The organism is Streptomyces roseus, from assembly GCF_001044425.1.
GTDB classification, from domain to species: domain Bacteria; phylum Actinomycetota; class Actinomycetes; order Streptomycetales; family Streptomycetaceae; genus Streptomyces; species Streptomyces roseus.
Map to the genome: position 1 here is coordinate 37860 of NZ_LFML01000159.1, position 23225 is coordinate 61084.

Genomic DNA, 23225 nt, shown 5'->3' on the forward strand with positions numbered 1-23225 from the left:
GGGCTCACCGCGTGCGCCGGTACCCGTCGTGCCTCAGTAGCGGTACTGCTCGTACTCGCCGGTGCCCTGGTACGGGTACTGCTGCGGTTGCTGCTGCTGCGGGTACGGGTTCTGCTCGTCCCCGGGGTAGCCCGGGGCCGCCTCGTCGGTCGAGCGCTGCTGCGGCACCCACACCCCGCCGGGCGGGGTGTCCATCGAGTACTGCTGCTGTGCGCCCGCGCCCGCGTACGGGTCGCCGGCCGCGTAGCCGGCGTACGGGGCGTAGTCGTAGGGCTGTTGCGGGATCACGGCCCCGCCGGTGCCGATGTACGGATCGGAGTAGGCGGCGTAGACCTGCTGTTCACCGCCGGCCGGATAGCCCGCGGAGTAGTCGTAGCCGCCCTGGCCCTGCGGGTCGTAGCCCTGGCCGCCGTAGGAGGCGTACTGGTGCGCGTCCTGCTCGTCCGCGGCGAACGGCGAGGCGAACGGCGCCGTGCGGCCCGCGTCGGCCGTGGGGGCGAAACTCTGTATCCCGTACGAGCCCGTGTCCTCGGGCAGCGGCTCCGGGCTGTAGAACTCCTCGCCCGTGGAACGGAACTGCGGCTCGGGCCGCTCCCGGTCGAACGCCTCGGCCCGGTCGCCGCCCTCGGCGTCGGGGGCCGCGCCCTCGGTCCCGTACTCCAGCCCGGTCACTTCGAGTGCGGGCTCGGGGCGCGGACCGCCCGCCCGCCGGCGCCGGCTCTGCTTGCGGACGGGCTCACCGCCGCGGCGCAGCGCCCAGCCGGCCTCGAAGCCCTTGCGGAAGGAGAGCGTGACCAGGGTCTGGCCCGCGGCGAACGCGGCCGCGCCGAGGCCGATGACCGGTACCGACGGCAGCACCACCCCGGCGACCACGCCCAGGAACCCGGCGAACGCGAGCAACCGCCAGCGCAGCCGGGCCTTGTACTGCATCAGGACCTCGGCAAGCAGCCACAGCGCGACGAAGCCGAACGCGATGTAGAGGACCGTCATTCCCATGCGTGGCACCTCTCGGTACGGCCGACCGCCCAGGAAACGGGAGCCGGCCGATCAGGCCCGCTGGTGCAGGCCCAGGTTCTCGTAGATTTCGAGAGTCGCCGTGGAATTGTTCAGCGTGATGAAGTGCAGCCCCGGGACACCCTCGGACAGCAGCCGCGCGCAGAACTCCGTGGCGAACTCGATCCCCATGGAGCGTACAGCGGCCGGATCGTCCTTGACGGCGAGCATGCGCTCTTTCACGGCTGCGGGGAAGACTGCGTTGCTCAGTTGGGGCAGCCGGTCGAGCTGCTTGATGCCCACAACAGGCATGACCTCGGGGATGATCGGGGTCTCGCAGCCCGCCTTCTGGACGCTGTCGCGCAGCCGCAGATAATTCTCCGGATCGAAGAACATCTGGGTGATCGCGTAGTCGGCGCCGGCGCGGCACTTGTCCACGAAGTGCCGGATGTCCGTGTCCCAGTCCTCCGAGCGCGGGTGCATCTCGGGGAAGGCCGCGACACCCACGCAGAAGTCGCCGGACTCCTTGAGCAGGCGCACGAGGTCGGCCGCGTAGTCCACGCCCTCGGCGTGCTTGACCCAGGGGCCCATGGGGTCGCCCGGCGGGTCCCCGCGCAGCGCGAGCATGTTGCGGATGCCGGCGTCGGCGAACTGGCCGATCACGTGGCGCAGCTCGGCGACCGACTGGTCGACCGCGGTGAGGTGCGCGACGGGGGTGAGGGTGGTGTCGGCGGCGATCTGCTGGGTGGCCTTGACGGTGCCGCCCCGGGTGGAGCCGCCGGCCCCGTAGGTGACGGACACGAAGCTCGGGCCCACGGCCTCGATCCGGCGCAGCGCGTTCCAGAGGTTGCGCTCGCCCTTCTCCGTCTTGGGGGCCCAGAACTCGAAGGAGTACGACTTGCTCCCGGACGCCAGAAGGTCGCGGACCGTGCGTGCACGGTCCGTACGGGTGGAAGCGGTACCAAGGGCCATACGGGCAGGTTAGACGCGCCTTCGCGGTCTCCGAAGCCGTGTCCGCCTTTTGGACACGTTTTTGGACACCCGGACGGGCGGGCGCCGGTGGCCTAGTGGGAAACGCGCTCGCGGACCCGCTTGGCCAGGTCGGCGGCGGCCGCGCCCGGGTCGGAGGACTCGGTGAGCGCGCGGACGACCACGATGCGGGTGGCTCCGGCGTCGAGGACCTCGTCGAGGTTGCCGGCGTCGATGCCGCCGATGGCGAACCAGGGGCGGGCCGGGGCCAGCGAGGCCGTGTACCGGACCAGATCGAGCCCGGGGGCGTGGCGGCCGGGCTTGGTGGGGGTGGGCCAGCAGGGGCCGGTGCAGAAGTAGTCCACGCCCGGCTCGCAGACGGCGGCGTCGACCTCGGACTCGGCGTGGCAGGACCGGCCGACGAGCACGGACTCGCCGAGGATCGCGCGGGCTGCGGGCACCGGGATGTCGCCCTGGCCCAGGTGCAGGACGTCGGAGCCGATGGCGTGGGCGACGTCGGCGCGGTCGTTCACCGCGAGGAGCTTGCCGTGCCGGCGGGCGGCGTCGGCGAACACCCGCAGGTGTTCGAGCTCCTCGCCGGCTTCCATGCCCTTGTCGCGCAGCTGGACGATGTCCACCCCGCCGGCCAGGACCGCGTCGAGGAACTCGGGGAGGTCGCCCTGCCGCTTGCGGGCGTCCGTGCACAGGTAGAGCCGGGCGTCGGACAGCTGCTGCATGGGTGTTCCCCCCTGGTGGTGGCGTACGGGCCCGGGCGGGCCCGTACGCCGGTGGATCAGCCGGTCAGAGGGCGAGCGCCTGAGCGCGGCGCTTCACCTCCGTGCCGCGATTCTCGCTCAGCGCCTGCGCGGGGGTGCCGGGCAGGGTCGGGTCCGGGGTGAACATCCACTCCAGGATCTCCTCGTCGGAGAAGCCGTCGTCGCGGAGCACGGTCAGCAGGCCGGGCAGGCCCTTGACGATCTTGTCGCCGTCGATGAAGGGGGCGGGCACCTGGAGCGAACGGTTCTCGCCCCGGCGTACGGCGATCAGCTGACCTTCCTTGACCAGCTGGCGGACCCGGGTCACCTCGATGTCGAGCATCTCGGCGATGTCGGGGACGTACAGCCAGGCGGGGACAAGGGCGTCGATCTTTGCGTCAATCTCGGTCACGGGCACAAGCCTGCCACCTCCGGCTGACACCCGGTACCCGGGCCGACCCGTCCGGGTCCCCGCGGCCCGCCGGGGCGGCCCCTGCGGGCCGCCGGGGGCGCCGGGCCGCCGGGCCGCCGGGCCGCCTGGGCAGCCTGGGCAGCCGGGCCGCCGCCCGGGCCGGGGACCCGGACCAGCGCCCGGGTGTCGGCCCGGACGGCCCCCTAGACCAGCGCCGACTTCAAGGGGACCGCGGGGTCGGCGATCTTGGCCGGGTCCACCGGGGCGCCCGTCTCGATCAGCTTCCGCCCCTGCGCCAGGTCCCGCGGCCGGCCCACCGCCAGGACGGCGGCCAAGGCCCCGGCCCGCAGCCAGCACACCGACCAGCCCGCCTCGGCCGGGTCCCCGCGCCACACCAGCTCGTCGGCGCCCGCGTGGTGGCCCGCGTACTGGACGAACCGGCCGAACTGCTCCGACCAGAAGTACGGCACCGGGTCGTAGACCTGGAGCGCCTTGCCCGCCACGATGTTCGCCGCGACCACGCGCGGCCCCTGGAGGGCGTTGTCCCAGTGGTGGACCAGCAGCCGCGCCCCGTAGCGGGCCGAGGGGAACGACGCGCAGTCGCCGACCGCGTACACCCCGGGCAGGCCGGTGCGCAGGTACTCGTCCGCCGCGACGGCGCCCTCCGGCCCGAGCCCGACCCCCGAGCCGGCCAGCCACCGGGTCGCCGGCCGGGCCCCGATGCCCACGACCACCGCGCCCGCGGGCAGCTCCCGCCCGTCCGCGAGCAGGACCCGCCCGGCCTCCACCGAGGCGACCTGGGCGCCGGTCAGCAGCGCGGCCCCGGCCTGCTCGTACCAGTGGGCCATGGGGGCCGCGACCTCAGCGGGCAGCGCCCCGGCCAGCACCCGGTCGGCCGCCTCGACCACGGTCACCGCGCAGCCCGCCTCGCGCGCCGCGGTGGCGAACTCGGCGCCGATCCAGCCCGCCCCGACCACCACGGTCGCCGGAGTCCGCGCCAGCACCGGCCGCAGCCGGGCCGCGTCGTCCAGGGTGCGCAGCAGGTGCACGCCGGGGACGCCCTCGGACCCGGGCAGGGTCAGCGGTTCGGCGCCGGTCGCCAGGACGAGGAACTCGTACGGGACCGGCCCCGCCTCGGTGTCCAGCTCGCGCTCGGCGGCCCGCAGCCCGGTGACCTCCACCCCGAGCCGGAGCACGATGCCGAGCCCTTCGAAGTCCACGTCGAACGCGGAGTCCTCGGCCTTGCCGAGCAGCACCGCCTTCGACAGCGGCGGCCGGTCGTAGGGCTGGTGGGGCTCGGCGCCCAGCAGGGTGATGGGGCGGCGCCACCCCTGCTCCCGCAGCGCGACCGCGGTCTGCACCCCGGCCATTCCGGCGCCGACGATGACGACGCCGCTCTGAGTCTGTTCCGTCTGCTCGCTCACACCGCCCACCCTAGCGATCTGACGTTACGTCAGGAACAGCGGCTCGGCGCGGCCGCCGGGGAGGCAGCCTTACCCGCTCCCGGCGGCGGGGTTAGGCTGGCGCCCGTACCTATCGCGGGAGTCCGGGCGCACCGGGCTGAGAGGGAGGCTGAGCGGCCTCCGACCGTACGAACCTGATCCGGGTCATGCCGGCGAAGGGAGGGGCTGGACGCCCATGCACTCGTCTGTGAACGGATCCGACCCGGGATCCGACGTCCTCGTCATCGGGGGCGGGATCATCGGCCTGGTCACCGCCTGGCGGGCGGCCCGGCACGGGCTGCGCACCGTACTCGCCGACCCGGCGCCGGGCGGCGGCGCCGCGCAGGTCGCGGCCGGCATGCTCGCCCCCGTCACGGAGCTGCACTACGGGGAGGAGAGCCTGCTGGGGCTGGGCCTCGCCTCCGCAGCCCGCTACCCGGAGTTCGCCGCCGAGCTGGCCGAGGCCAGCGGCGGCATGGACATCGGCTACCGCGCCTGCGGCACGCTCGCCGTCGCCCTCGACTCCGACGACCGGCTGCACCTGCGCGAACTGCACGCCCTCCAGCGCCGCTGCGGCCTGGAGTCCGAGTGGCTCACCGGCCGCGAGTGCCGCCGCCTGGAACCGCTGCTGGCCCCGGGCGTACGGGGTGGCCTGCGCGTGGACGGCGACCACCAGGTCGACCCGCGCCGGCTCGCGGCCGCCCTGCTGGCCGCGTGCGAGCGCGCCGGGGTGGAGATCCGCCGGGCGAGCGCGGAGCGGCTGCTGACCGCCGCGGACCGGGCCCTCGGCGTACGGCTCGACGACGGTACGGAGCTCCGCGCCGACCAGGTCGTCCTCGCCGCGGGCTCGCTCAGCGGCAAGCTGGCCGGCGTACCGCCCCGGGCGCTGCCTCCCGTACGGCCCGTGAAGGGCCAGGTGCTGCGGCTCGCGGTGCCGGCGGCGTACGCGCCGTTCCTGTCGCGGACGGTACGGGCGGTGGTCCGCGGCAGCCACGTCTACCTGGTGCCGCGCGAGAACGGCGAGCTCGTCGTCGGGGCCACCAGCGAGGAACTCGGCTGGGACACCACGGTCACCGCGGGCGGGGTGTACGAACTCCTGCGCGACGCGCACGAACTGGTACCCGGCATCACCGAACTGCCGCTGACCGAGACCCGGGCCGGTCTGCGGCCCGGCACCCCGGACAACGCCCCGCTGCTCGGCCCGACCGAGCTGCCCGGCCTCCACCTGGCCACCGGCCACTACCGCAACGGGGTGCTGCTGACCCCGCTCACCGGCGACGTGATGGCGCAGCTGCTGACCACCGGCACGCTGGCGGAGATCGCCCGCCCGTTCACCCCCCGCCGGTTCTCCGCCGCACGTCAGGAGTCGTACGCATGACCATCTCCGTCAACGGCGAGCCGCGCGAGATCGCGGCCGGCACCACCCTCGACGCGGTGGTCGCCACCTTGACCGCGGCGCCGTCCGGCGTCGCGGCCGCACTGAACGAGACCGTCGTCCCGCGCGGGCAGTGGCCGCTCACACCGGTGGGCGAGGGCGACCGGGTCGAGGTCCTCACCGCCGTACAGGGGGGCTGAGCGCGATGGCCGACGACGTTTTCCGGCTGGGCGGGCGGACCTTCTCGTCCCGCCTGATCATGGGCACGGGGGGGGCGCCGAGCCTGGACGTCCTGGAACGGGCGCTGGTCGCGTCCGGTACGGAGCTCACGACGGTCGCCATGCGGCGGCTGGACCCGACGGTGCAGGGCTCCGTCCTGTCGGTGCTGACGAAGCTGGGCATCTGCGTCCTCCCGAACACCGCCGGCTGCTTCACGGCGGGCGAGGCCGTGCTGACCGCGCGCCTGGCACGGGAGGCGCTGGGCACCGACTGGATCAAGCTGGAGGTGGTGGCGGACGAGCGGACGCTGCTGCCGGACGGGGTGGAGCTGCTGGACGCGGCGGAGACCCTGGTGGACGAGGGCTTCACCGTCCTCCCCTACACGAACGACGACCCGGTGCTGGCGCGCAAGCTGGAGGACGTGGGCTGCGCGGCGATCATGCCGCTGGGGTCGCCGATCGGGTCGGGGATGGGGATCCGCAACCCGCACAACTTCGAGCTGATCGCCGAGCGGGCCGGGGTTCCGGTGATCCTGGACGCGGGGGCGGGCACGGCCTCGGACGTGGCGCTGGCGATGGAGCTGGGGTGCGCGGCGGTGATGCTGGCCTCGGCGGTGACGCGGGCCCAGTTCCCGGTGCTGATGGCGGCGGCCATGCGCGACGCGGTCTCGGCGGGCCGGCTGGCCCACCGCGCGGGCCGCATCCCCCAGCGCCGCTTCGCGGAACCGTCCTCCCCCACCCGGGGCCGAGCCGCCCTGGACCCGGAACGCCCGGCGTTCTGACGGCGGCGCGGCGCGGGGTGCGGGGCCCGCCCCCGCTGCCCGCGCGGCGCCTCCCACGTCACAGCTGCGCTGCAAGCTCACCGGCCGCTCGTCGGCGGCCGCAGGGACGCTCGTAGAATCGCCGGGTGGATACGACCCTGGATGACCCCCTCGTCGGGCAGACACTCGACGGCCGCTACCGCGTGGAGGCGCGCATCGCGGCCGGCGGCATGGCGACGGTCTACCGGGCCGTGGACACCCGCCTCGACCGCGTACTCGCCCTCAAGGTGATGCACCCGGCGCTCGCCGCCGACGCCGGCTTCGTCGACCGCTTCATCCGCGAGGCCAAGTCCGTCGCCCGCCTCGCGCACCCCAACGTCGTCGCCGTCTTCGACCAGGGGACCGACGGGCCGTACACGTACCTGGCCATGGAGTACGTCTCCGGCTGCACGCTGCGCGACGTGCTGCGCGAGCGCGGGGCGCTGCGGCCCCGTGCGGCCCTCGACATCCTGGAGCCGGTCCTGGCCGCCCTCGGCGCCGCCCACCGCGCGGGGTTCGTACACCGCGACATGAAGCCCGAGAACGTCCTGATCGGCGACGACGGCCGGGTCAAGGTCGCGGACTTCGGCCTGGTCCGCAGCGTGGACACCGTCACCAGCACCACCGGCGCCGTCCTCGGCACCGTCTCCTACCTCGCCCCCGAGCAGATCGAGAACGGGGCCACCGACACCCGCGTGGACGTCTACGCCTGCGGCGTCGTCCTGTACGAGATGCTCACCGGCTCCAAGCCGCACACCGGCGGCACCCCCGCCCAGGTGCTCTACCAGCACCTCCACGAGGACGTACCGCCCCCGTCGGCGGCCGTTCCGGGGCTGCCCGGGATCCTGGACCAGCTCGTCACGTACGCGACCGCCCGCGACCCGGAGCTGCGGCCCACCGACGCCGCCGGACTGCTCGGGCTGACGCTCGACGCCCGCGCCCTGCTCGGCGACGCCGAGCTGGACGCGGTGCCGCCGCAGGCTCGGGCCGAGCAGCGCGACGCCGGCGAGGACCGCACCAGCGTGATCCCCCGGCCCGTCACGGCGCAGCCGCCCGTGCACCAGACGTCCCGGCTGGAACGCCCGGAAGCCACGCCCGCCGCGGCGGCGAACGCCCGCCCGGCCCAGACGCTCGCCGAGGCGCCGCTGCCGCCGCGATCGCGCGGCCCGCGCGCACCGCGCCGCGGGACCCTGCTCGTGATCGCCGGCGTCCTGCTCGCGCTCGGCCTCGGCACCGGGGTCTGGTACATCAACGCCGGCCAGTTCACCAAGGTCCCCAACCTGCTCGGCAAGACCGAGGCGCAGGCCAAGTCCGACCTTTCGGCGGCCGGCCTGGGCGTGAAGCGGGTCGACCGGAAGTTCAGCGACACCTTCGACCGGGGGACGGTGATGGACTCCGACCCCGAGAGCGGCAAGCGCATCCGCGGCAACGGTGCGGTGGCGCTCACGGTCTCGCGCGGCCCTGAGGTCGTCGTCGTACCGGACGTGACGGGCAGGCCGCTGGAGGAGGCCAAGGCCGAGCTGGTCAGGAGCGGGCTGGCGCCCGGCATGGTCACGCAGGCCTTCAGTCAGGACGTCGCCCAGGGCTCGGTGGTCTCCACGAACCCGCCCGGCGGGCAGAAGCGGTCGCCCGACACGGCGGTCGCGCTCGTGGTCAGCAAGGGCCGGCCGGTGCAGGTGACGAGCGTGGTCGGACGGCCCCTGGACCAGGCGCGGGCCGCCCTCCAGGACCTCGGCCTCAAGGTCGAGACGGCCGCCGAGGAGGTCAACTCGCCGTTCCCGGCCGGTACGGTCGCCAACCAGTCGATCGGCGCCGGCTCCCAGGCCGCGACCGGCGACACGGTGACGCTCACCGTGTCCAAGGGCCCCCGGCAGATCCCGGTGCCGAACGTGACCGGCCAGGAGGCGGACGTGGCCCGCAAGACGCTGGAGGGGGCCGGTTTCAAGGTGAAGGTGGAGCGGCCGCTCATCTCCTTCGGCAACACGGTGGACGCCCAGTCGGTGCCGGGCGGCCAGAGCGCCCCCGAGGGCAGCACGATCGTCCTGCGGACCAAGGGGCTGTAGAGCGATGGACCACATCATGCGCAATCCCGTCGGCGGGCACGTGCCGGTCGCCGGCGGCCTCGCCTCGGTGGGGCTGACGTACGCGCGGGAGATGGGGGCCGAGGCCGTACAGGTCTTCGTCGCCAATCCGCGCGGCTGGGCCACCCCGGTCGGGAACCCGGCGCAGGACGAGCTGTTCCGCAGCCAGTGCGCCGAGGGGTCGATCCCGGCGTACGTCCACGCCCCCTACCTGATCAACTTCGGCTCGCACACCGAGGCGACCGTCGAGAAGTCCGTGGAGTCGTTGCGGCACTCGCTGCGCCGCGGCCGGGAGATCGGCGCGCTCGGGGTGGTCGTACACACCGGCTCGGCGACCGGAGGACGGCCGCGCGAGGCGGCGTACGCGCAGGTCAGGGAGCATCTGCTGCCGCTGCTGGACGAGCTGACGCACGCGGACGACCCGTTCCTGCTGCTGGAGTCCACGGCCGGGCAGGGCTCCTCGCTGTGCTCGCGGACCTGGGACTTCGGCCCCTACTTCGAGGCGCTCGACCACCACCCCAAGCTGGGGATCTGCCTGGACACCTGCCACGTCTTCGCCGCCGGGCACGACCTGGCGGAGCGGGGCGGGGCGAAGCAGACGCTGGACCTGCTGGTGGACACGGTGGGCGAGGGGCGGCTGAAGCTGATCCACGCGAACGACTCGAAGGAGGGCGTGGGCTCCCTCAAGGACCGCCACGCCAACATCGGGCAGGGCCACATCGGCCGGGACGCCTTCGCCGAGCTCATCGCCCACCCCGCGATGGAGGGCGTCCCGCTGATCACCGAGACGCCGGGCGGGAAGGAGGGCCACGCGGCGGACGTGGCCCTGCTGAAGGAACTGCGCGAGCTCCCCTGAAGCGTACGGCCGTCCGGGCGGCGTCGGCCGCGGGCACTCGGCCGCGGCACGGGCCAGGCGGTCGTCCCCCCCGTACCACTCGCCCGAGGCACCACTGACCCGGGGGCGGGCCTACAGCTCGGGGCCGTCCCCCGGCTCCTCCTGGTACGAGTAGCGCTGCTCCCGCCAGGGGTCGCCGATGTTGTGGTAGCCGCGCTCCTCCCAGAAGCCGCGGCGGTCGGCGGTCATGTACTCGATGCCGCGGACCCACTTGGGGCCCTTCCACGCGTAGAGGTGCGGGACGACGAGCCGTACCGGGAAACCGTGTTCGGCGGTGAGCAGTTCGCCGCCCTCGTGGGTGGCGAAGACGGTCCGGTCGGAGGCGAAGTCGGCCAGCCGCAGATTGGAGCTGAAGCCGTACTCGGCCCACACCATCACATGCGTGACCTGCGGCGACGGCGGCGCCAGGGCGAGTATCTCGCGGGCGAGGACTCCGCCCCACTCGGCGCCCGGCATGCTGAACTTCGTCACGCAGTGCAGGTCCGCCACGACGGATTCGAACGGCAGGGCCGTGAACTCCTCGTGGTTCCAGCAGTGCTTGTCACCGTCGGCGGTGGCCCCGAAGACACGGAACTCCCAGCGGTCCGGCTTGAACTTGGGGACCGGGCCGTAGTGGGTGACCGGCCAGCCGCGCTGCAGCCGCTGTCCCGGAGGAAGCTCCAGGTGCTCTGCTCCCGGAGATTCCCGGCTTTCCGGCTGGCCCATGTCTCCATGGTGACAGACGCGGCAGGGTGGTCACGACCAGGTGTGCCCCGATACGGGCAAGTCACGCCAACTCACACTAAGGAGGCACTTACTGGACGGCCCCCTGCGGCGGTGCGAGGATGCGCGCACTCCCCCGGTCACGGCTGGGGGCGGTAGCGCGATACCCCCCAGCCCCGTCACACAGCTGACATTGCCTGGAAGGAGCCTCTGCGATGCAGGGCGACCCCGAGGTCCTCGAGTTTCTGAACGAGCAGTTGACCGGCGAGCTCACGGCGATCAACCAGTACTGGCTCCACTACCGGATCCAGGACAACAAGGGTTGGACCAAGCTCGCGAAGTACACGCGTGAAGAGTCCATCGATGAGATGAAGCACGCGGACAAGATCACCGAACGCATCCTGATGCTGGACGGGCTGCCGAACTACCAGCGGCTCTTCCACGTGCGGGTCGGCCAGACCCTGACGGAGATGTTCCAGGCGGACCGCCAGGTCGAGGTCGAGGCCATCGACCGCCTCAAGCGGGGCATCGAGGTGATGCGCGGCAAGGGCGACGTGACCTCGGCGCGCCTCTTCGAGGAGATCCTGGGGGACGAGGAGCACCACATCGACTACCTCGACACCCAGCTGGAGCTCATCGAGAGCATCGGGGAGCCGCTCTACATCGCGCAGCTGATCGAGCAGCCGGAGGGCTGAGCCGCGGGCCCTACGCGGCTTCCGCGAGCTCCGGGTCGGCGGCGAGCACGGCGGCCGCGCCGCCCTTCTCCAGCAGCTCCCGGCGCGGGCAGGCCCCGCGGCCCAGGATGCCCTGGATGGTCCGTACGCAGGATCCGCAGTCGGTGCCGGCCTTGGTGACCGAGGCGATCTGGCGAGGGGTGCAGGCCCCGGCGGCCGCGTGGTCCTTGACCTGCTTGTCGGTGATCCCGAAGCAAGAGCAGACGTACACGCGGTTCACCTCCCGGAAGGAATGGTCTCTCCAGCCATCCCGTATTCGGTGAGGCTTACCTAACCGTACCTAAAGTGAGGCTTGCCTAAAACCCCTGGATACGACGGTGGGGCACGGATCACATCGATCCGTGCCCCACCGTCGTAGGTTTCTCCGTGAGGATCCGCCCTGCGTACTGATCCGCTTACTGGTCGCGGTACATCTCGGCGACGAGGAAGGCCAGGTCCAGGGACTGGCTGCGGTTGAGCCGCGGGTCGCAGGCCGTCTCGTAGCGCTGGTGCAGGTCGTCGACGAAGATCTCGTCGCCGCCGCCCACGCACTCGGTGACGTCGTCACCGGTGAGCTCGACGTGGATGCCGCCCGGGTGGGTGCCCAGCGCCTTGTGGACCTCGAAGAAGCCCTTGACCTCGTCGAGCACGTCGTCGAAGCGGCGCGTCTTGTGGCCGGAGGCGGCCTCGAAGGTGTTGCCGTGCATCGGGTCCGTCACCCAGGCGACCGTCGCGCCCGAGGCCGTGACCTTCTCGACCAGCTCGGGGAGCTTGTCGCGGACCTTGTCGGCGCCCATGCGGACGACGAAGGTCAGCCGGCCCGGCTCGCGCTCGGGGTCCAGGCGGTCGATGTACGTCAGCGCCTCGTCGACCGTGGTGGTCGGGCCGAGCTTGATGCCGATCGGGTTGGCGATCTGCGAGCAGAACTCGATGTGCGCGTGGTCCAGCTGGCGGGTGCGCTCACCGATCCAGACCATGTGGCCGGAGGTGTCGTACAGCTTCCCGGTGCGGGAGTCCGTACGGGTCAGGGCGCCCTCGTAGGCGAGCAGCAGCGCCTCGTGGGAGGCGTAGAACTCGACGGCCTTGAACTCGGCCGGGTCGGTACCGCACGCCTTCATGAAGTTCAGCGCGTTGTCGATCTCGCGCGCGAGCTGCTCGTAGCGCTGCCCGGAGGGGGAGGACTTCACGAAGTCCTGGTTCCAGGCGTGCACCTGGCGCAGGTCGGCGTAACCACCGGTGGTGAAGGCGCGCACCAGGTTCAGCGTCGACGCGGACGCGTGGTACATGCGCTTGAGCCGCTCGGGGTCCGGGATCCGGGCCTCTTCGGTGAAGGCGAAGCCGTTGACGGAGTCGCCGCGGTAGGTCGGCAGGGTGACGCCGTCGCGGGTCTCGGTGTCCTTGGAGCGCGGCTTGGAGTACTGGCCGGCGATGCGTCCCACCTTGACGACGGGCACGGAGGCCGCGTACGTCAGGACGGCGCTCATCTGGAGCAGCGTCTTCAGCTTGGCGCGGATGTGTTCGGCGGACACGGCGTCGAAGGCCTCGGCGCAGTCGCCGCCCTGCAGCAGGAACGCCTCGCCCTTGGCGACGGCTCCCAGACGGGCGCGCAGCTGGTCGCACTCACCCGCGAAAACGAGGGGAGGATACGACTCGAGGTCCGCGACGACAGCGCGCAGGGCCTCGGCATCGGGGTACGAAGGCTGCTGCGCCGCGGGAAGGTCTCGCCAGGTCGCCTTGGCGGCGGGGGCTTGGGTTTCAGCGTTCACGGTCACTCCGTACACATTACGGCGTCTCAGGCCAGGTCCAGCCCGGTGCCCACGGTATGAGACGGGTGTCTCCGCGATGGCGCGGACTCGCAGGCGGGCTCGCCGGTGGGCTATCGTCGGCGGCGTGTACGCGCCCTCGAACCAGAACTGGTGGTGGCCCGCTCCCGGCGGCCCACTTCTCGCGCGTACCCACTGACACGCACGACGCGAAGGCCGCCCGAGGGGCGGCCTTCGGTGTTTTCCGGGCCCGGCCGTTCCTCCTCACTCCCGTGACGAAGAAGGACGCCCGCCCATGGAACCCAGCCGCACCCCCGCTCTGGTCAGCAGCACGCCCGCTCTGGTCAGCCGCCTGCTCGACGGGGACTGCCCGCCGTTCGCCCTGCTGCGCCGCCGCACCCCCGGTCGCGACCACGACACGGTCGAGGTGCTGATCGGCCCGGTCCACGAGGCCGGGCGCCTGGCCGAGCTGCCCGTACGATCGCTGCCCACCCTCGCCCTCGTCCCGTTCCGGCAGATCCGCGAGCGCGGGTTCGACGTGCGCGACGACGGCACGCCGCTGGCCGTGCTGAGCGCCGAGGAGGCGTACGAGATCCCGCTCGCGCAGGCGCTGGCCGCGCTGCCGGACCACCCGGTGCGGGTCGAGGACGGCGGCTTCGACGTGCCCGACGAGGAGTACGCGGCCACCGTCGAGCGCGTGGTCCGGGACGAGATCGGGCGCGGCGAGGGGGCGAACTTCGTCATCCGGCGCACGTACCGGGGCCGGATCGAGGGCTTCGGGCGGGCCGACGCGCTCGCGCTGTTCCGGCGGCTGCTGGTGGGCGAGCGGGGCGCGTACTGGACGTACGTCGTCCACACCGGGGACCGGACGCTGGTGGGGGCCAGTCCGGAAGTACACGTACGGATGTCGGGCGGGAGGGGCGGGCGCGAAGCGCCCTCCGTCGAGGGTGGTGGCGGGAGACGGGCGGGCGGCACGGTGGTGATGAACCCGATCAGCGGCACGTACCGCTACCCGGCCGGGGGCCCGACCCCCGAATCCCTCCTGGCCTTCCTCGGCGACCGCAAGGAGACCGAGGAGCTGTCCATGGTCGTGGACGAGGAGCTCAAGATGATGTGCACGGTCGGCGACAGGGGCGGGGTGGTCGTCGGTCCGCGGCTGAAGGAGATGGCGCACCTCGCGCACACCGAGTACGAGCTGCGCGGCCGCTCCTCCCTCGACGTCCGGGAGGTGCTGCGCGAGACCATGTTCGCGGCGACGGTGACGGGGTCACCGGTGCAGAACGCCTGCCGGGTCATCGAGCGGTACGAGGCGGGCGGGCGCGGCTACTACGCGGGGGCGCTGGCCCTGCTGGGCCTGGACGCCTCGGGGTCCCAGACGCTGGACTCGCCCATCCTGATCCGGACCGCCGACATCGCGGCGGACGGCGCGCTGCGGGTCCCGGTGGGGGCGACGCTGGTGCGGCACTCGGACCCGGCGGGGGAGGTCGCGGAGACGCACGCGAAGGCGGCCGGGGTGCTGGCGGCGCTCGGGGTCCGCCCGGCGGCGCCGCGGGCGGCCTTCGAAGGGGCGCGGCTCGGGGAGGACCCCCGGGTGCGGGCGGCCCTGGCGGCGCGGCGGGCGGACCTGGCGCCGTTCTGGCTGCGGATGCAGGAGCGGCCGGCGGCGCCGGCCGGGCACGCGCTGGTGGTGGACGGGGAGGACACGTTCACGGCGATGCTGGCGCACGTGCTGCGGGTGACCGGGCTGGAGGTGACCGTACGCCGCTACGACGATCCCGGGCTGCGGGAGGCGGCGCTGGCGTGGGCCGGTCCGGTCGTCCTGGGCCCGGGGCCGGGCGATCCGGCGGACGCGGCCGACCCGAAGATGCGGATGCTGCGCGGACTGGCCGCGGAGCTCCTGGCCGGGCACCGCCACGGGCTGCTGGGCGTCTGCCTGGGCCACGAGCTGCTGGCGGCGGAGCTGGGCCTGCCGCTGGTCCGCAAGGCGGAGCCGGCGCAGGGGGCGCAGACGCGGATCGACTTCTTCGGGAGCCGGGAGGTGGTGGGCTTCTACAACACGTACACGGCCCACTGCTCCGACGAGGTCGCGGCCCGGCTGGCACGGCGGGCGGTGGAGGTCTCCCGCGACGCGGTGACGGGGGAGGTCCACGCCCTGCGGTCCCCGGCCTTCGCGGGGGTCCAGTTCCACCCCGAGTCGGTCGTCACCCTGAACGGCCCGTCCCTCGTGCGCGGGCTCCTGCTCGGCATGACCCCGGCGGCACTCTGACGGGCCCGGACCCGAGCCCGCCGCGCGGGGCCGTCAGGCCGGGGTCGGCTTCGTACGGCGGGCGAGGAAGGAACGGAGCAGCCGGCAGGTCATGAGCGGGCCCAAGGCGGCCAGGCCGGCGAGGAACGCCGGGAGGTTCCCCCAGGCCAGCGCCAGGGTCACCGGGACGCCGACCGCCGGATCTGCGAAAGCCAGCCAGCCGTCCAGCCGCTTCCCCGGCCGGGAGCGGAGCGCGGGCCGCAGGGCCCGTACGGCGTACACGAACTGAGCGGCGGCTGCGGCCAGCAGGAGCCAGCGGGCCGCGGAAGGTATGTCCACGGGGCTGAATCTAAACCCCTGTGATCCCGGCGGCAGCACCGCCCGCATGACCGGTGTCCGAACTCGGGGTGAACTCGCGTCACGCGGGGGACAGCGTGTTCTGCGAGCTGCGGCCCGCCAGGTAGTCCTGCACGTTGCGGACCGTCGCCTCGATGATCTGACCCACCGCGTCGTGCGTGTAGTACGCCTGGTGCGAGGTCACCACGACGTTCGGGAACGTGACCAGCCGTGCCAGGGTGTCGTCCTCGACGGCCTCCAGGGACTTGTCCAGGAAGAAGAGGCCGGTCTCCGCCTCGTACACGTCCAGGCCCACCCCCTCGAACCGCCCCGCCCGCAACTCGGTGACCAGTGCCTCCGAGTCGATCAGCCCGCCCCGGCTGGAGTTCACCAGGATCGCGTCGTCCTTCATCGTGCGCAGGGCCGCCGCGTCGACGATGTGGTGCGTGGACTGCGACAGCGGGAGGTGCAGGCTCACCAGGTCCGCCGAGGTGAACAGCTCCTCCTTGTCGACGTACTTCATGCCCAGCTCCACGCACGCGGGGTTCTCCGCGACGTCCCAGCCCAGCAGGTTCATGCCGAACCCGTGCGCGATCCGCGTGAACGCCTCGCCGATCCTGCCGGTCCCGAGCACCCCCACCGTACGGCCGCGCATGTCGCGGCCCATCAGTCCGGTCAGACGGAAGTCGAAGTCCCGGGTGCGGTTCGAGGCCCGGACGATCCTGCGGTTCACGGCCATCGCCAGGGTCCACGCGAACTCGGCCACGGAGTAAGGGGAGTAGTACGAGACCCGGCTCACCGTCATCCCGAGCCGCCGGGCGACGTCCAAGTCGATGTTGTTGAAGCCCGTGGAGCGCTGGGCGATCATCTTCGTCCCGCCCCCGGCCAGGGTCCGCAGCACGCGCCCGCTCAGATCCGCGTTCACGCTCGACGAAACGATCTCGTAGCCGGCCGCGATGGGGGCGGTGTCCTCGGTGAGGAAGACGTCCAGGCACCGCACCTCGTGCTGTCCGGCGGCCGCGAACGCCTCCTCGATCAGCGGCCTCTCGTCGCCCTGCACCCCGAATGCCAGGATTTCCACGTTCGCTCCCGTGCTGTGCCGCGCAAAACAAACCGGACCATGGGTCGTTCCGGCACTTTACGTCCGATACCGCCCATGGCCCGGTCACCCACTCCGGCTCAGCCGAAGAAGACCCCGACCTCCCGGTACAGCGCCGGGTCCACCGTCTTCAGCTTCGCCGTCGCGTCGGCGATCGGCACCCGCACGATGTCCGTGCCCTTCAGGGCGACCATCTTCCCGAAGTCGCCCTCGTGCACGGCGTCGATGGCGTGCAGCCCGAAGCGCGTCGCCAGCCACCGGTCGAACGCGCTCGGCGTGCCGCCGCGCTGGATGTGCCCGAGCACCGTGGTCCGGGCCTCCTTGCCGGTCCGCGCCTCGATCTCCTTCGCCAGCCACTCCCCCACGCCCGACAGCCGGACGTGCCCGAACGAGTCGGTGGTGGCGTCCTTCAGCACCATCTCCCCGTCCCTCGGCATCGCGCCCTCCGCGACCACCACGATCGGCGCGTAGCTCGCCTTGAACCGGGAGGTCACCCAGGCGCACACCTGGTCCAGGTCGAAGCGCTGCTCGGGGATGAGGATGACGTTGGCGCCGCCCGCCAGTCCCGAGTGCAGGGCGATCCAGCCGGCGTGCCGGCCCATCACCTCGACGACGAGCACCCGCATGTGCGACTCGGCCGTGGTGTGCAGCCGGTCGATGGCCTCCGTGGCGATGCCCACCGCCGTGTCGAAGCCGAAGGTGTAGTCCGTGGCCGACAGGTCGTTGTCGATGGTCTTCGGGACGCCGACGCACGGGATGCCGTACTCCCCGTGCAGCTTGGCGGCGACGCCCAGGGTGTCCTCGCCGCCGATGGCGACGAGGGCCTCGACCTCGTACTTGGCGAGGTTCTCCTTGATCCGGCGGACCCCGTTCTCCTCCTTGAACGGGTTGGTCCGCGAGGAGCCGAGGATGGTCCCGCCGCGCGGCAGGATGCCGCGGACCGCGGGGATGCCGAGGGGGACGGTGTCGCCCTCGACCGCGCCGCGCCAGCCGTCCTTGAACCCGACGAACTCGCACCCGTACTCCTGGGTGCCCTTGCGGACGACGGCCCGGATGACCGCGTTGAGACCGGGACAGTCGCCGCCGCCCGTCAGCACTCCGACCTTCATGTCAATCTCCCTTCGCCACAGGGCCCACTGAGCAGACTGAGCCCGCATGGCGGTCACGCTAGTGGTGACTCAGGTCACAGCAAGTGCCTGGGAAGGGTCAATTCCGGTGGATTACAGGGGTGTTGCACGCCACCGTTCACTCGTACGAGGACATGCGTGCGAGGTGCGAGACGGTGGACGTCCCTCGTCACGCGTCGTCGAGGCCGCGCTCTATCGCGTACCGGACGAGCTCCACCCGGTTGTGCAGCTGGAGCTTGCCCAGGGTGTTCTGCACGTGGTTCTGCACCGTGCGGTGCGAGATGACGAGGCGCTCCGCGATCTGCTTGTACGAGAGCCCCTTGGCCACCAGCCGCAGCACCTCGGTCTCCCGGTCGGTCAGTTGGGGGGCCTTCGGCTCGTCGGGGGCGGCGGGCGCCGGGTCGGTGGCCAGGCGCCGGTACTCGCCGAGCACCAGCCCGGCCAGGCCGGGGGTGAAGACCGGGTCGCCGGCCGCGGTGCGGCGGACGGCGTCGATCAGCTCCTGGGCACCCGCGGACTTCAGCAGGTAGCCGGTGGCGCCGGACTTCACCGCCTCCAGGACGTCCGCGTGCTCGCCGCTCGCGGACAGGACCAGGACGCGCAGCGCGGGGTTGGCTCCGACGAGTTCCTTGCAGACCTGCACCCCGGGCATGCCGGGCAGGTTGAGGTCGAGGACCAGGACGTGGGGGGCGGCGGGCACGGCCCGGCGGACGGCCTCGGGGCCGTCTCCGGCCGTGGCGACCACGTCGAAGCCCGCCGCGGCGAGGTCGCGGGCGACCGCGTCCCGCCACATCGGGTGGTCGTCGACGACCATCACCTTGATCTCGTGCGGCTGCGGCTGCGTCTGCTGCTGCGGTTCGGCGGTGCGGCTCACTGGGTCCTCCCCCTCGGTACTTTCAGTTCCACTTCGGTGCCCTGTCCGGGGACGGACACCAGCTCGGCGCTGCCGCCGAGGTCCCGCAGCCGGCCGCGGATGGACAGGGCCACGCCCATCCGGCCCTCGCCCTCGGCCTGGTCGAGGCGGCCGGCCGGGATGCCCGGGCCGTCGTCCCGGACGGTCACGATCACCTCGTCGCCCCAGTCCTCGACCAGGATCCAGGCCCTGGCGCCATCGCCGGCGTGCTTGCGCACATTGTCGAGTGCCGCTCCGACGGCGGCGGCCAGCTCCTTCGCCGCGGGCGCCGGCAGCGGCACCGGGGTGCCCGGCTCGGCGAAGCTGACCCGGGACCCGGCGTGCGGGGCCAGCAGGCTCCGCAGGTCCAGCTCGCCCTCGTCGGCGCCGGGATCCTCCACCTCGTACGCGTCCACCAGCGCCCCCAGTGACTCGTCGCGGGAGATCCGGGAGGTGGGCACCAGCCCGCTGGAGACCAGGGTGCGCAGGGCCACCTCCTGGTCCCCGGCCATACGGCCGAGCTCGGCGGCCTCTCCGCCCAGCTCGGTCCCGCGCCGCTGGACCATGGCGAGGACCTGGAGGACCCCGTCGTGGATGTCGCGGGCGAGTCGCTCGCGCTCGCGGGTCGCGGCCTCGATCTCCAGGGCGCGGGCCAAGGTGGCCTCACTGGCCCGGGCGACCTCGACGACGTACCCGATGGCGATGGAGGCGACCCAGACCAGCAGCACGTTGTGCAGGGTGTCCCGGGTGGGCTGGCCGCCATGGATGACGATGTTGGCCGCGGCCACGAAGGTCGAGGCGAAACCGGCCCAGCGCCAGCCGCCCTTGATGGCGAAGGCGAGGACGGAGCCCGCCGTCCAGATGGAGGGGAGGGTGGGGCCGCCCGCGGCGATCCGCGCGTGGGTGTCCGCGACCGGGGTGAGCAGGATGCCGGCGAGCGCGACGGTGAGGTCGGCGCACAGGAACCGCTTGGTGCAGCTGGCTGCGTTCGCCACCCGGCGGTGGGTGGCCAGGGTCCAGACGGCGAGTGCGCCGAGGTAGCCGGCCGCGACCCAGGGCCGGTCGAAGTCCCGGTACGCCGAGGCGAACAGCAGGACCGCGTAGACCATGGTGAGCAGCCGGTAGGCGGTCAGCGCCCGCCACAGCGGCTGCTCGACCGACATGCGCACGACACGCTCGCGTTTCGCCATCTCCCCCACCCACCCCGTGCGGGCGATGCCGCCCGTGTGCTACTCCGCGGCCTTCCCGGCGCTCATGTCGCTCGGGTCGCCGCTGCTGCCGGCGGTGTTGCCGGCGCTCTTGTCCGCCGCGGCCCGGGCGGCCTTCTCGGCCTTCTCCGCGTCGGCGATCTGTCGCTTGGCGGCCGTCGCGTAGATGTCGACGTACTCCTGGCCGGACAGCTTCATGATCTCGTACATGACCTCGTCGGTCACCGAGCGCAGGATGAAGCGGTCTCCGTCCATGCCGTGGTAGCGGCTGAAGTCGAGCGGCTTGCCGATCCGGATGCCGGGGCGCATCAGTTTGGGGACGACCTTGCCGGGCGGCTGGATCTTCTCCGTGTCGATCATCGCGACGGGGATCACGGGCGCCCCGGTGGCCAGGGCCACGCGGGCCAGCCCGCCGGGCTTGCCGCGGTAGAGGCGGCCGTCGGGTGAACGGGTCCCCTCGGGGTAGATACCGAACAGCTCCCCGCGCTCGATGACGTCGATGCCGCTCTTGACCGCGGCCTCGCCCGCACCGCGCGCGCCGGAGCGGTCCACGGGGAGCTGGCCGACGCCCTTGAAGAAGGCGGCCGTCAGCTTGCCCTTGACGCCCGGGGAGGTGAAGTACTCCGCCTTCGCGATGAAGGTGACCTTCCGGTCCAGCACGGCGGGCAGGAAGAAGGAGTCCGAGAAGGACAGGTGGTTGCTCGCGAGGATCGCCGGCCCCTCGGCGGGAATGTTCTCGAGGCCCTCCACCCACGGCCTGAAGGCGAGCTTCAGGGACCCCCCGATGGAGAACTTCATTGCGCCGTAGATCAACTGATGCGCCTTCCTGTGTCTGTCGAACAGACCTTATCCCGTGGCTCGGGGCGGAGGGGGCGACGACCCTGGTCGGTGTCACCCCCGTCGCGTACGGTGAAGTCACACAGCGCTACGCACCCCCCACCCGTCGAAGGAGACCCTGGTGCCCGTCCTCCCTGGAGCCGAGCCGTTCCGCCACGAGGGCGGAGAGGTCGGTGTCCTCCTCTGCCACGGCTTCACCAGTACCGCTCAGTCCATGCGCCCGTGGGCGGAGTACCTGGCCGGGCAGGGTCTGACGGTTTCCGTGCCGCTGCTGCCCGGGCACGGGACGCGGTGGCAGGACATGCAGCTCACCGGCTGGCAGGACTGGTACGCCGAGGTGGACCGGGCGCTGCGGGAGCTGCTGGAGCGGTGCGCGAAGGTGTTCGTCTTCGGCCTGTCGATGGGCGGGGCGCTGACCCTGCGGCTGGCCGCCCGGCACGGGGACGCCGTGGCCGGCATCGTCCTCGTCAACCCGGTCAACAAGATCAACGACCCGCTGGCCTTCGCGCTCCCGGTGGCCCAGCACTTCCTGCGCTCCACCCCGGGCATCGCGAGCGACATCGCGAAGCCGGGCGTCGCGGAGATCGGCTACACCCGGGTCCCGACCCGGGCCGCGGCCTCGCTGAAGCAGTTCCTGAAGCTGCTCGACACCGAGCTGCCGCAGGTCACGCAGCCGGTGCTGCTGCTGCACAGCCGGCAGGACCACGTCGTGGACCCGGCGGACTCGGCGCGGATCCTCGCGCGGATCTCTTCGACGGACGTCACCGAGACCCTGCTGGAACAGAGCTACCACGTCGCGACGTTGGACCATGACGCGGAGCAGATCTTCGCGGACAGTTTTGCGTTCGTCGGGCGGCTCGCGGAGAGCGTCGGCAGGGAGGGGGCGGCCAGCGGTGGCTGAGCACGAGGAGTCCCCGGGGGGTGTCCCCCCGCTGGACGAGGAGGCGGCCTGGGCGGCGATCGTCGCCGGGTACGGGCAGGAGCCGCCGGACCCGCCGGGGGCGAGGCCGTTCCGGCCGATCGAGAACCTGATGCTGCCGGAGGAGGACGTGGAGCCGGAGCCGCCGGCGGCCGCGCCGCCCGCGCCGGAGCCGCAGGCTCCGGCCGAGCAGGAGCCGCCCAGGGCGCTGGGCAGCTCGGTGGTGTTCGCGCCGGGTGTCGGGGTCGGCGCCGCGGGACCCGGGAGCGGGCCCCGCGATCACACTCCGGCGGAGCCGGACGAGAAGGACGAGGGCCACTTCGTGCCCCCGGAGCCGGAGCTGCCGCAGGCGGACACGACGGCGAAGTTCGCGTGGCTGGCGGTGGTGGGCGGGCCGGTGCTGCTGCTGGTGGCGGTGCTGTTGCAGTGGGAGATGACCTGGTGGCTCACGGCGCTGGGGATCGGCGGTTTCCTGGGCGGCTTCGCGACGCTCGTCGCGCGGATGTCGCAGGGTGACGACGAGGACGACGACCCGGGCCGCGGCGCCGTCGTCTGACCTCCGCGGCGCCCCCCCCACGGCCTAGCTGTATTGACCCGGAGGGTTGTTCACGCGGCTGATGGGCGGGTGGCCGTCGAGTGCGGTGTGGCAGCGGTGGTGGTTGTAGGTGTGGAGGAAGTCTGCCAGGGCTTCGGTCCGCTCGGCGTTCGAGGTGTAGGGCCGCAGGTAGGCCCACTCATCGAGGAGGGTGCGGTTGAAGCGTTCGACTTTGCCGTTGGTCTGGGGGCGGTAGGGGCGGGTCTTCTTGTGGGTGATGCCGGCCGCGACCAGCGTCTGGGTGAAGAGTCTGGATTTGTAGCAGGAGCCGTTGTCGGTCAGGACGCGTCGACGGTGATGCCATGGTGGGTGAAGAAGGCTTGGGCCCGTTGCCAGAAGCCGGCTGCGGTCTCCTGCCGTTCGTTGGCCAGGACCTCGCTGTAGGCGAGGCGGGAGTGGTCGTCGACGGCGGAGTGGATGTAGCTGTAGCCGATCACCGGTGTGGAGTTCTTGCGCTGGTCGGTGGTGGCTTGGCGGTTGCGGTCGCCTGCTGTTCGGCCCACGGCCCGCCAGCCGCCGCCGTCGGGGATGTTGCCGAGTTTCTTGATGTCGAGATGGACCAGTTCGCCGGGTCGGGCCCGTTCGTAGCGGCGGATGATCCGGCCGGTGGGCCGGTCTAGGAACGCCAGGCGGTTCAGGCCGTGCCGCAGCAGGATCCGGTGGACCGTGGAGGCGGGCAGGCCCACGATCGGGCCGATGCGGGCGGGGCCGAGCTTGCGATCGGTCCTCAGGCGGCAGACCTCGGCCTCGATTACGGCAGGGGTGCGGTGCGGGGTCGCATGCGGCGTGCTCGGGCGGTCGTGGAGTATATAAAACTGCCGGACGTTGGTTACACATGGGTCTTCGAGT

Annotated in this window: 23 protein-coding genes, 1 pseudogene and 1 riboswitch; of the genes and pseudogenes, 9 read left to right on the forward strand and 15 right to left on the reverse strand. The window is 72.5% G+C overall.

Translation table 11 applies throughout. The features are described from left to right. Nucleotides 1–33 precede the first annotated feature (33 nt). The 5 genes from ACS04_RS32755 to ACS04_RS32775 all read right to left on the reverse strand — a co-directional run bounded on the left by ACS04_RS32755 (nucleotide 34) and on the right by ACS04_RS32775 (nucleotide 4553). Entirely contained in the window at nucleotides 34–996 is a 963-nt protein-coding gene (locus tag ACS04_RS32755; RefSeq protein WP_048480505.1) for a hypothetical protein, read from the reverse strand. Nucleotides 997–1047: 51 nt separating this feature from the next. Beyond that, nucleotides 1048–1965: a methylenetetrahydrofolate reductase [NAD(P)H] gene (metF, locus tag ACS04_RS32760; RefSeq protein WP_048480506.1), complete on the reverse strand. Its 918-nt coding sequence runs from the start codon at nucleotides 1963–1965 to the stop codon at nucleotides 1048–1050. 92 nt (nucleotides 1966–2057) lie between these two features. Continuing rightward, nucleotides 2058–2699, reverse strand: a complete 642-nt coding sequence (gene thiE / locus ACS04_RS32765; protein WP_048480507.1) for a thiamine phosphate synthase — start codon at nucleotides 2697–2699, stop codon at nucleotides 2058–2060. 64 nt (nucleotides 2700–2763) lie between these two features. Continuing rightward, nucleotides 2764–3129: an Rv2175c family DNA-binding protein gene (locus tag ACS04_RS32770; RefSeq protein WP_030863625.1), complete on the reverse strand. Its 366-nt coding sequence runs from the start codon at nucleotides 3127–3129 to the stop codon at nucleotides 2764–2766. A 203-nt stretch (nucleotides 3130–3332) separates the two neighbouring features. Then, nucleotides 3333–4553: an NAD(P)/FAD-dependent oxidoreductase gene (locus ACS04_RS32775; protein WP_048480508.1), complete on the reverse strand. Its 1221-nt coding sequence runs from the start codon at nucleotides 4551–4553 to the stop codon at nucleotides 3333–3335. 104 nt (nucleotides 4554–4657) lie between these two features. Continuing rightward, nucleotides 4658–4770: riboswitch (TPP riboswitch) on the forward strand. Here ACS04_RS32775 and thiO point away from each other — a divergent pair. The 5 genes from thiO (at nucleotide 4768) to ACS04_RS32800 (ending at nucleotide 9901) form a co-directional block, all read left to right on the forward strand. Then, complete coding sequence (gene thiO, locus ACS04_RS32780; protein ID WP_048480509.1) at nucleotides 4768–5949, forward strand: glycine oxidase ThiO; 1182 nt, start codon at nucleotides 4768–4770, stop codon at nucleotides 5947–5949. Its footprint overlaps the riboswitch before it by 3 nt. After that, the gene (thiS, locus tag ACS04_RS32785) at nucleotides 5946–6146 is read left to right on the forward strand and encodes a sulfur carrier protein ThiS (protein ID WP_030156043.1); all 201 of its coding nucleotides are present in this window, start codon (nucleotides 5946–5948) and stop codon (nucleotides 6144–6146) included. The genes thiO and thiS overlap by 4 nt, the downstream gene beginning before the upstream one ends. 5 nt (nucleotides 6147–6151) lie before the next feature. After that, nucleotides 6152–6946 carry a thiazole synthase gene (locus ACS04_RS32790; RefSeq protein ID WP_048480510.1) on the forward strand — a complete coding sequence of 265 codons (795 nt, stop codon included), beginning with the start codon at nucleotides 6152–6154 and terminating at the stop codon, nucleotides 6944–6946. Between the two features lie 125 nt (nucleotides 6947–7071). Further along, complete coding sequence (pknB, locus tag ACS04_RS32795) at nucleotides 7072–9027, forward strand: Stk1 family PASTA domain-containing Ser/Thr kinase (protein WP_048480511.1); 1956 nt, start codon at nucleotides 7072–7074, stop codon at nucleotides 9025–9027. Nucleotides 9028–9043: 16 nt separating this feature from the next. Then, entirely contained in the window at nucleotides 9044–9901 is an 858-nt protein-coding gene (locus tag ACS04_RS32800) for a deoxyribonuclease IV (RefSeq protein WP_048480544.1), read from the forward strand. A gap of 111 nt (nucleotides 9902–10012) precedes the next feature. Here ACS04_RS32800 and ACS04_RS32805 read toward each other — a convergent pair whose 3' ends face one another. After that, the gene (locus tag ACS04_RS32805; protein WP_048480512.1) at nucleotides 10013–10645 is read right to left on the reverse strand and encodes a sulfite oxidase-like oxidoreductase; all 633 of its coding nucleotides are present in this window, start codon (nucleotides 10643–10645) and stop codon (nucleotides 10013–10015) included. A gap of 212 nt (nucleotides 10646–10857) precedes the next feature. Between ACS04_RS32805 and bfr the strand changes: the two genes are divergently transcribed. Further along, nucleotides 10858–11337 carry a bacterioferritin gene (bfr, locus tag ACS04_RS32810; protein ID WP_048480513.1) on the forward strand — a complete coding sequence of 160 codons (480 nt, stop codon included), beginning with the start codon at nucleotides 10858–10860 and terminating at the stop codon, nucleotides 11335–11337. Between the two features lie 10 nt (nucleotides 11338–11347). Here the strand turns inward: bfr and ACS04_RS32815 are convergent, their stop codons facing one another. Then, entirely contained in the window at nucleotides 11348–11587 is a 240-nt protein-coding gene (locus tag ACS04_RS32815; RefSeq protein WP_078865612.1) for a (2Fe-2S)-binding protein, read from the reverse strand. A gap of 184 nt (nucleotides 11588–11771) precedes the next feature. After that, nucleotides 11772–13136: a class II 3-deoxy-7-phosphoheptulonate synthase gene (locus ACS04_RS32820; RefSeq protein ID WP_398025350.1), complete on the reverse strand. Its 1365-nt coding sequence runs from the start codon at nucleotides 13134–13136 to the stop codon at nucleotides 11772–11774. Between the two features lie 277 nt (nucleotides 13137–13413). Here ACS04_RS32820 and ACS04_RS32825 point away from each other — a divergent pair, with 277 nt between their 5' ends. Next, nucleotides 13414–15384 carry an anthranilate synthase family protein gene (locus ACS04_RS32825; RefSeq protein WP_048480515.1) on the forward strand — a complete coding sequence of 657 codons (1971 nt, stop codon included), beginning with the start codon at nucleotides 13414–13416 and terminating at the stop codon, nucleotides 15382–15384. A 33-nt stretch (nucleotides 15385–15417) separates the two neighbouring features. Here ACS04_RS32825 and ACS04_RS32830 read toward each other — a convergent pair whose 3' ends face one another. The 6 genes from ACS04_RS32830 to ACS04_RS32855 form a co-directional block, all read right to left on the reverse strand. Further along, nucleotides 15418–15702, reverse strand: a complete 285-nt coding sequence (locus ACS04_RS32830; protein ID WP_048480516.1) for a hypothetical protein — start codon at nucleotides 15700–15702, stop codon at nucleotides 15418–15420. A 79-nt stretch (nucleotides 15703–15781) separates the two neighbouring features. Next, a complete protein-coding gene (locus ACS04_RS32835; protein WP_048480517.1) occupies nucleotides 15782–16780 on the reverse strand; it encodes a 2-hydroxyacid dehydrogenase in 999 nt (332 codons plus the stop codon). Between the two features lie 98 nt (nucleotides 16781–16878). Then, nucleotides 16879–17907 (reverse strand): 6-phosphofructokinase, encoded by a 1029-nt coding sequence (locus tag ACS04_RS32840; protein ID WP_048480518.1) that lies wholly within the window; start codon nucleotides 17905–17907, stop codon nucleotides 16879–16881. Between the two features lie 187 nt (nucleotides 17908–18094). Then, a complete protein-coding gene (locus tag ACS04_RS32845; RefSeq protein ID WP_048480546.1) occupies nucleotides 18095–18739 on the reverse strand; it encodes a response regulator in 645 nt (214 codons plus the stop codon). A 56-nt stretch (nucleotides 18740–18795) separates the two neighbouring features. Next, nucleotides 18796–20007 (reverse strand): MacS family sensor histidine kinase, encoded by a 1212-nt coding sequence (macS, locus tag ACS04_RS32850; RefSeq protein ID WP_048480547.1) that lies wholly within the window; start codon nucleotides 20005–20007, stop codon nucleotides 18796–18798. A 39-nt stretch (nucleotides 20008–20046) separates the two neighbouring features. Further along, on the reverse strand, nucleotides 20047–20838 hold the full coding sequence (locus ACS04_RS32855; protein WP_107438776.1) for a lysophospholipid acyltransferase family protein: 792 nt from the start codon (nucleotides 20836–20838) through the stop codon (nucleotides 20047–20049). Nucleotides 20839–20983: 145 nt separating this feature from the next. On the opposite strand from ACS04_RS32855, the gene ACS04_RS32860 reads away from it, so the two are divergent. After that, nucleotides 20984–21763: an alpha/beta hydrolase gene (locus tag ACS04_RS32860; protein ID WP_048480520.1), complete on the forward strand. Its 780-nt coding sequence runs from the start codon at nucleotides 20984–20986 to the stop codon at nucleotides 21761–21763. Further along, entirely contained in the window at nucleotides 21756–22337 is a 582-nt protein-coding gene (locus ACS04_RS32865; protein WP_048480521.1) for a hypothetical protein, read from the forward strand. The genes ACS04_RS32860 and ACS04_RS32865 overlap by 8 nt, the downstream gene beginning before the upstream one ends. A 24-nt stretch (nucleotides 22338–22361) precedes the next feature. Here ACS04_RS32865 and ACS04_RS32870 read toward each other — a convergent pair. After that, a pseudogene (locus ACS04_RS32870) lies at nucleotides 22362–23182 on the reverse strand (IS481 family transposase); the annotation flags it as partial. Between the last annotated feature and the right edge of the window lie 43 nt (nucleotides 23183–23225).

Excerpts from the sequence above, each read along its gene's own strand:
- ACS04_RS32800 (WP_048480544.1), top strand. The coding sequence starts at position 9,044 with ATGCGCAATCCCGTCGGCGGGCACGTGCCGGTCGCCGGCGGCCTCGCC.
- thiS (WP_030156043.1), top strand. The coding sequence starts at position 5,946 with ATGACCATCTCCGTCAACGGCGAGCCGCGCGAGATCGCGGCCGGCACC.
- thiE (WP_048480507.1), bottom strand. The coding sequence starts at position 2,699 with ATGCAGCAGCTGTCCGACGCCCGGCTCTACCTGTGCACGGACGCCCGC.
- ACS04_RS32805 (WP_048480512.1), bottom strand. The coding sequence starts at position 10,645 with ATGGGCCAGCCGGAAAGCCGGGAATCTCCGGGAGCAGAGCACCTGGAG.
- ACS04_RS32845 (WP_048480546.1), bottom strand. The coding sequence starts at position 18,739 with ATGGTCGTCGACGACCACCCGATGTGGCGGGACGCGGTCGCCCGCGAC.
- metF (WP_048480506.1), bottom strand. The coding sequence starts at position 1,965 with ATGGCCCTTGGTACCGCTTCCACCCGTACGGACCGTGCACGCACGGTC.
- ACS04_RS32840 (WP_048480518.1), bottom strand. The coding sequence starts at position 17,907 with ATGAAGGTCGGAGTGCTGACGGGCGGCGGCGACTGTCCCGGTCTCAAC.
- ACS04_RS32790 (WP_048480510.1), top strand. The coding sequence starts at position 6,152 with ATGGCCGACGACGTTTTCCGGCTGGGCGGGCGGACCTTCTCGTCCCGC.
- ACS04_RS32825 (WP_048480515.1), top strand. The coding sequence starts at position 13,414 with ATGGAACCCAGCCGCACCCCCGCTCTGGTCAGCAGCACGCCCGCTCTG.
- macS (WP_048480547.1), bottom strand. The coding sequence starts at position 20,007 with ATGGCGAAACGCGAGCGTGTCGTGCGCATGTCGGTCGAGCAGCCGCTG.
- ACS04_RS32755 (WP_048480505.1), bottom strand. The coding sequence starts at position 996 with ATGGGAATGACGGTCCTCTACATCGCGTTCGGCTTCGTCGCGCTGTGG.
- thiO (WP_048480509.1), top strand. The coding sequence starts at position 4,768 with ATGCACTCGTCTGTGAACGGATCCGACCCGGGATCCGACGTCCTCGTC.
- bfr (WP_048480513.1), top strand. The coding sequence starts at position 10,858 with ATGCAGGGCGACCCCGAGGTCCTCGAGTTTCTGAACGAGCAGTTGACC.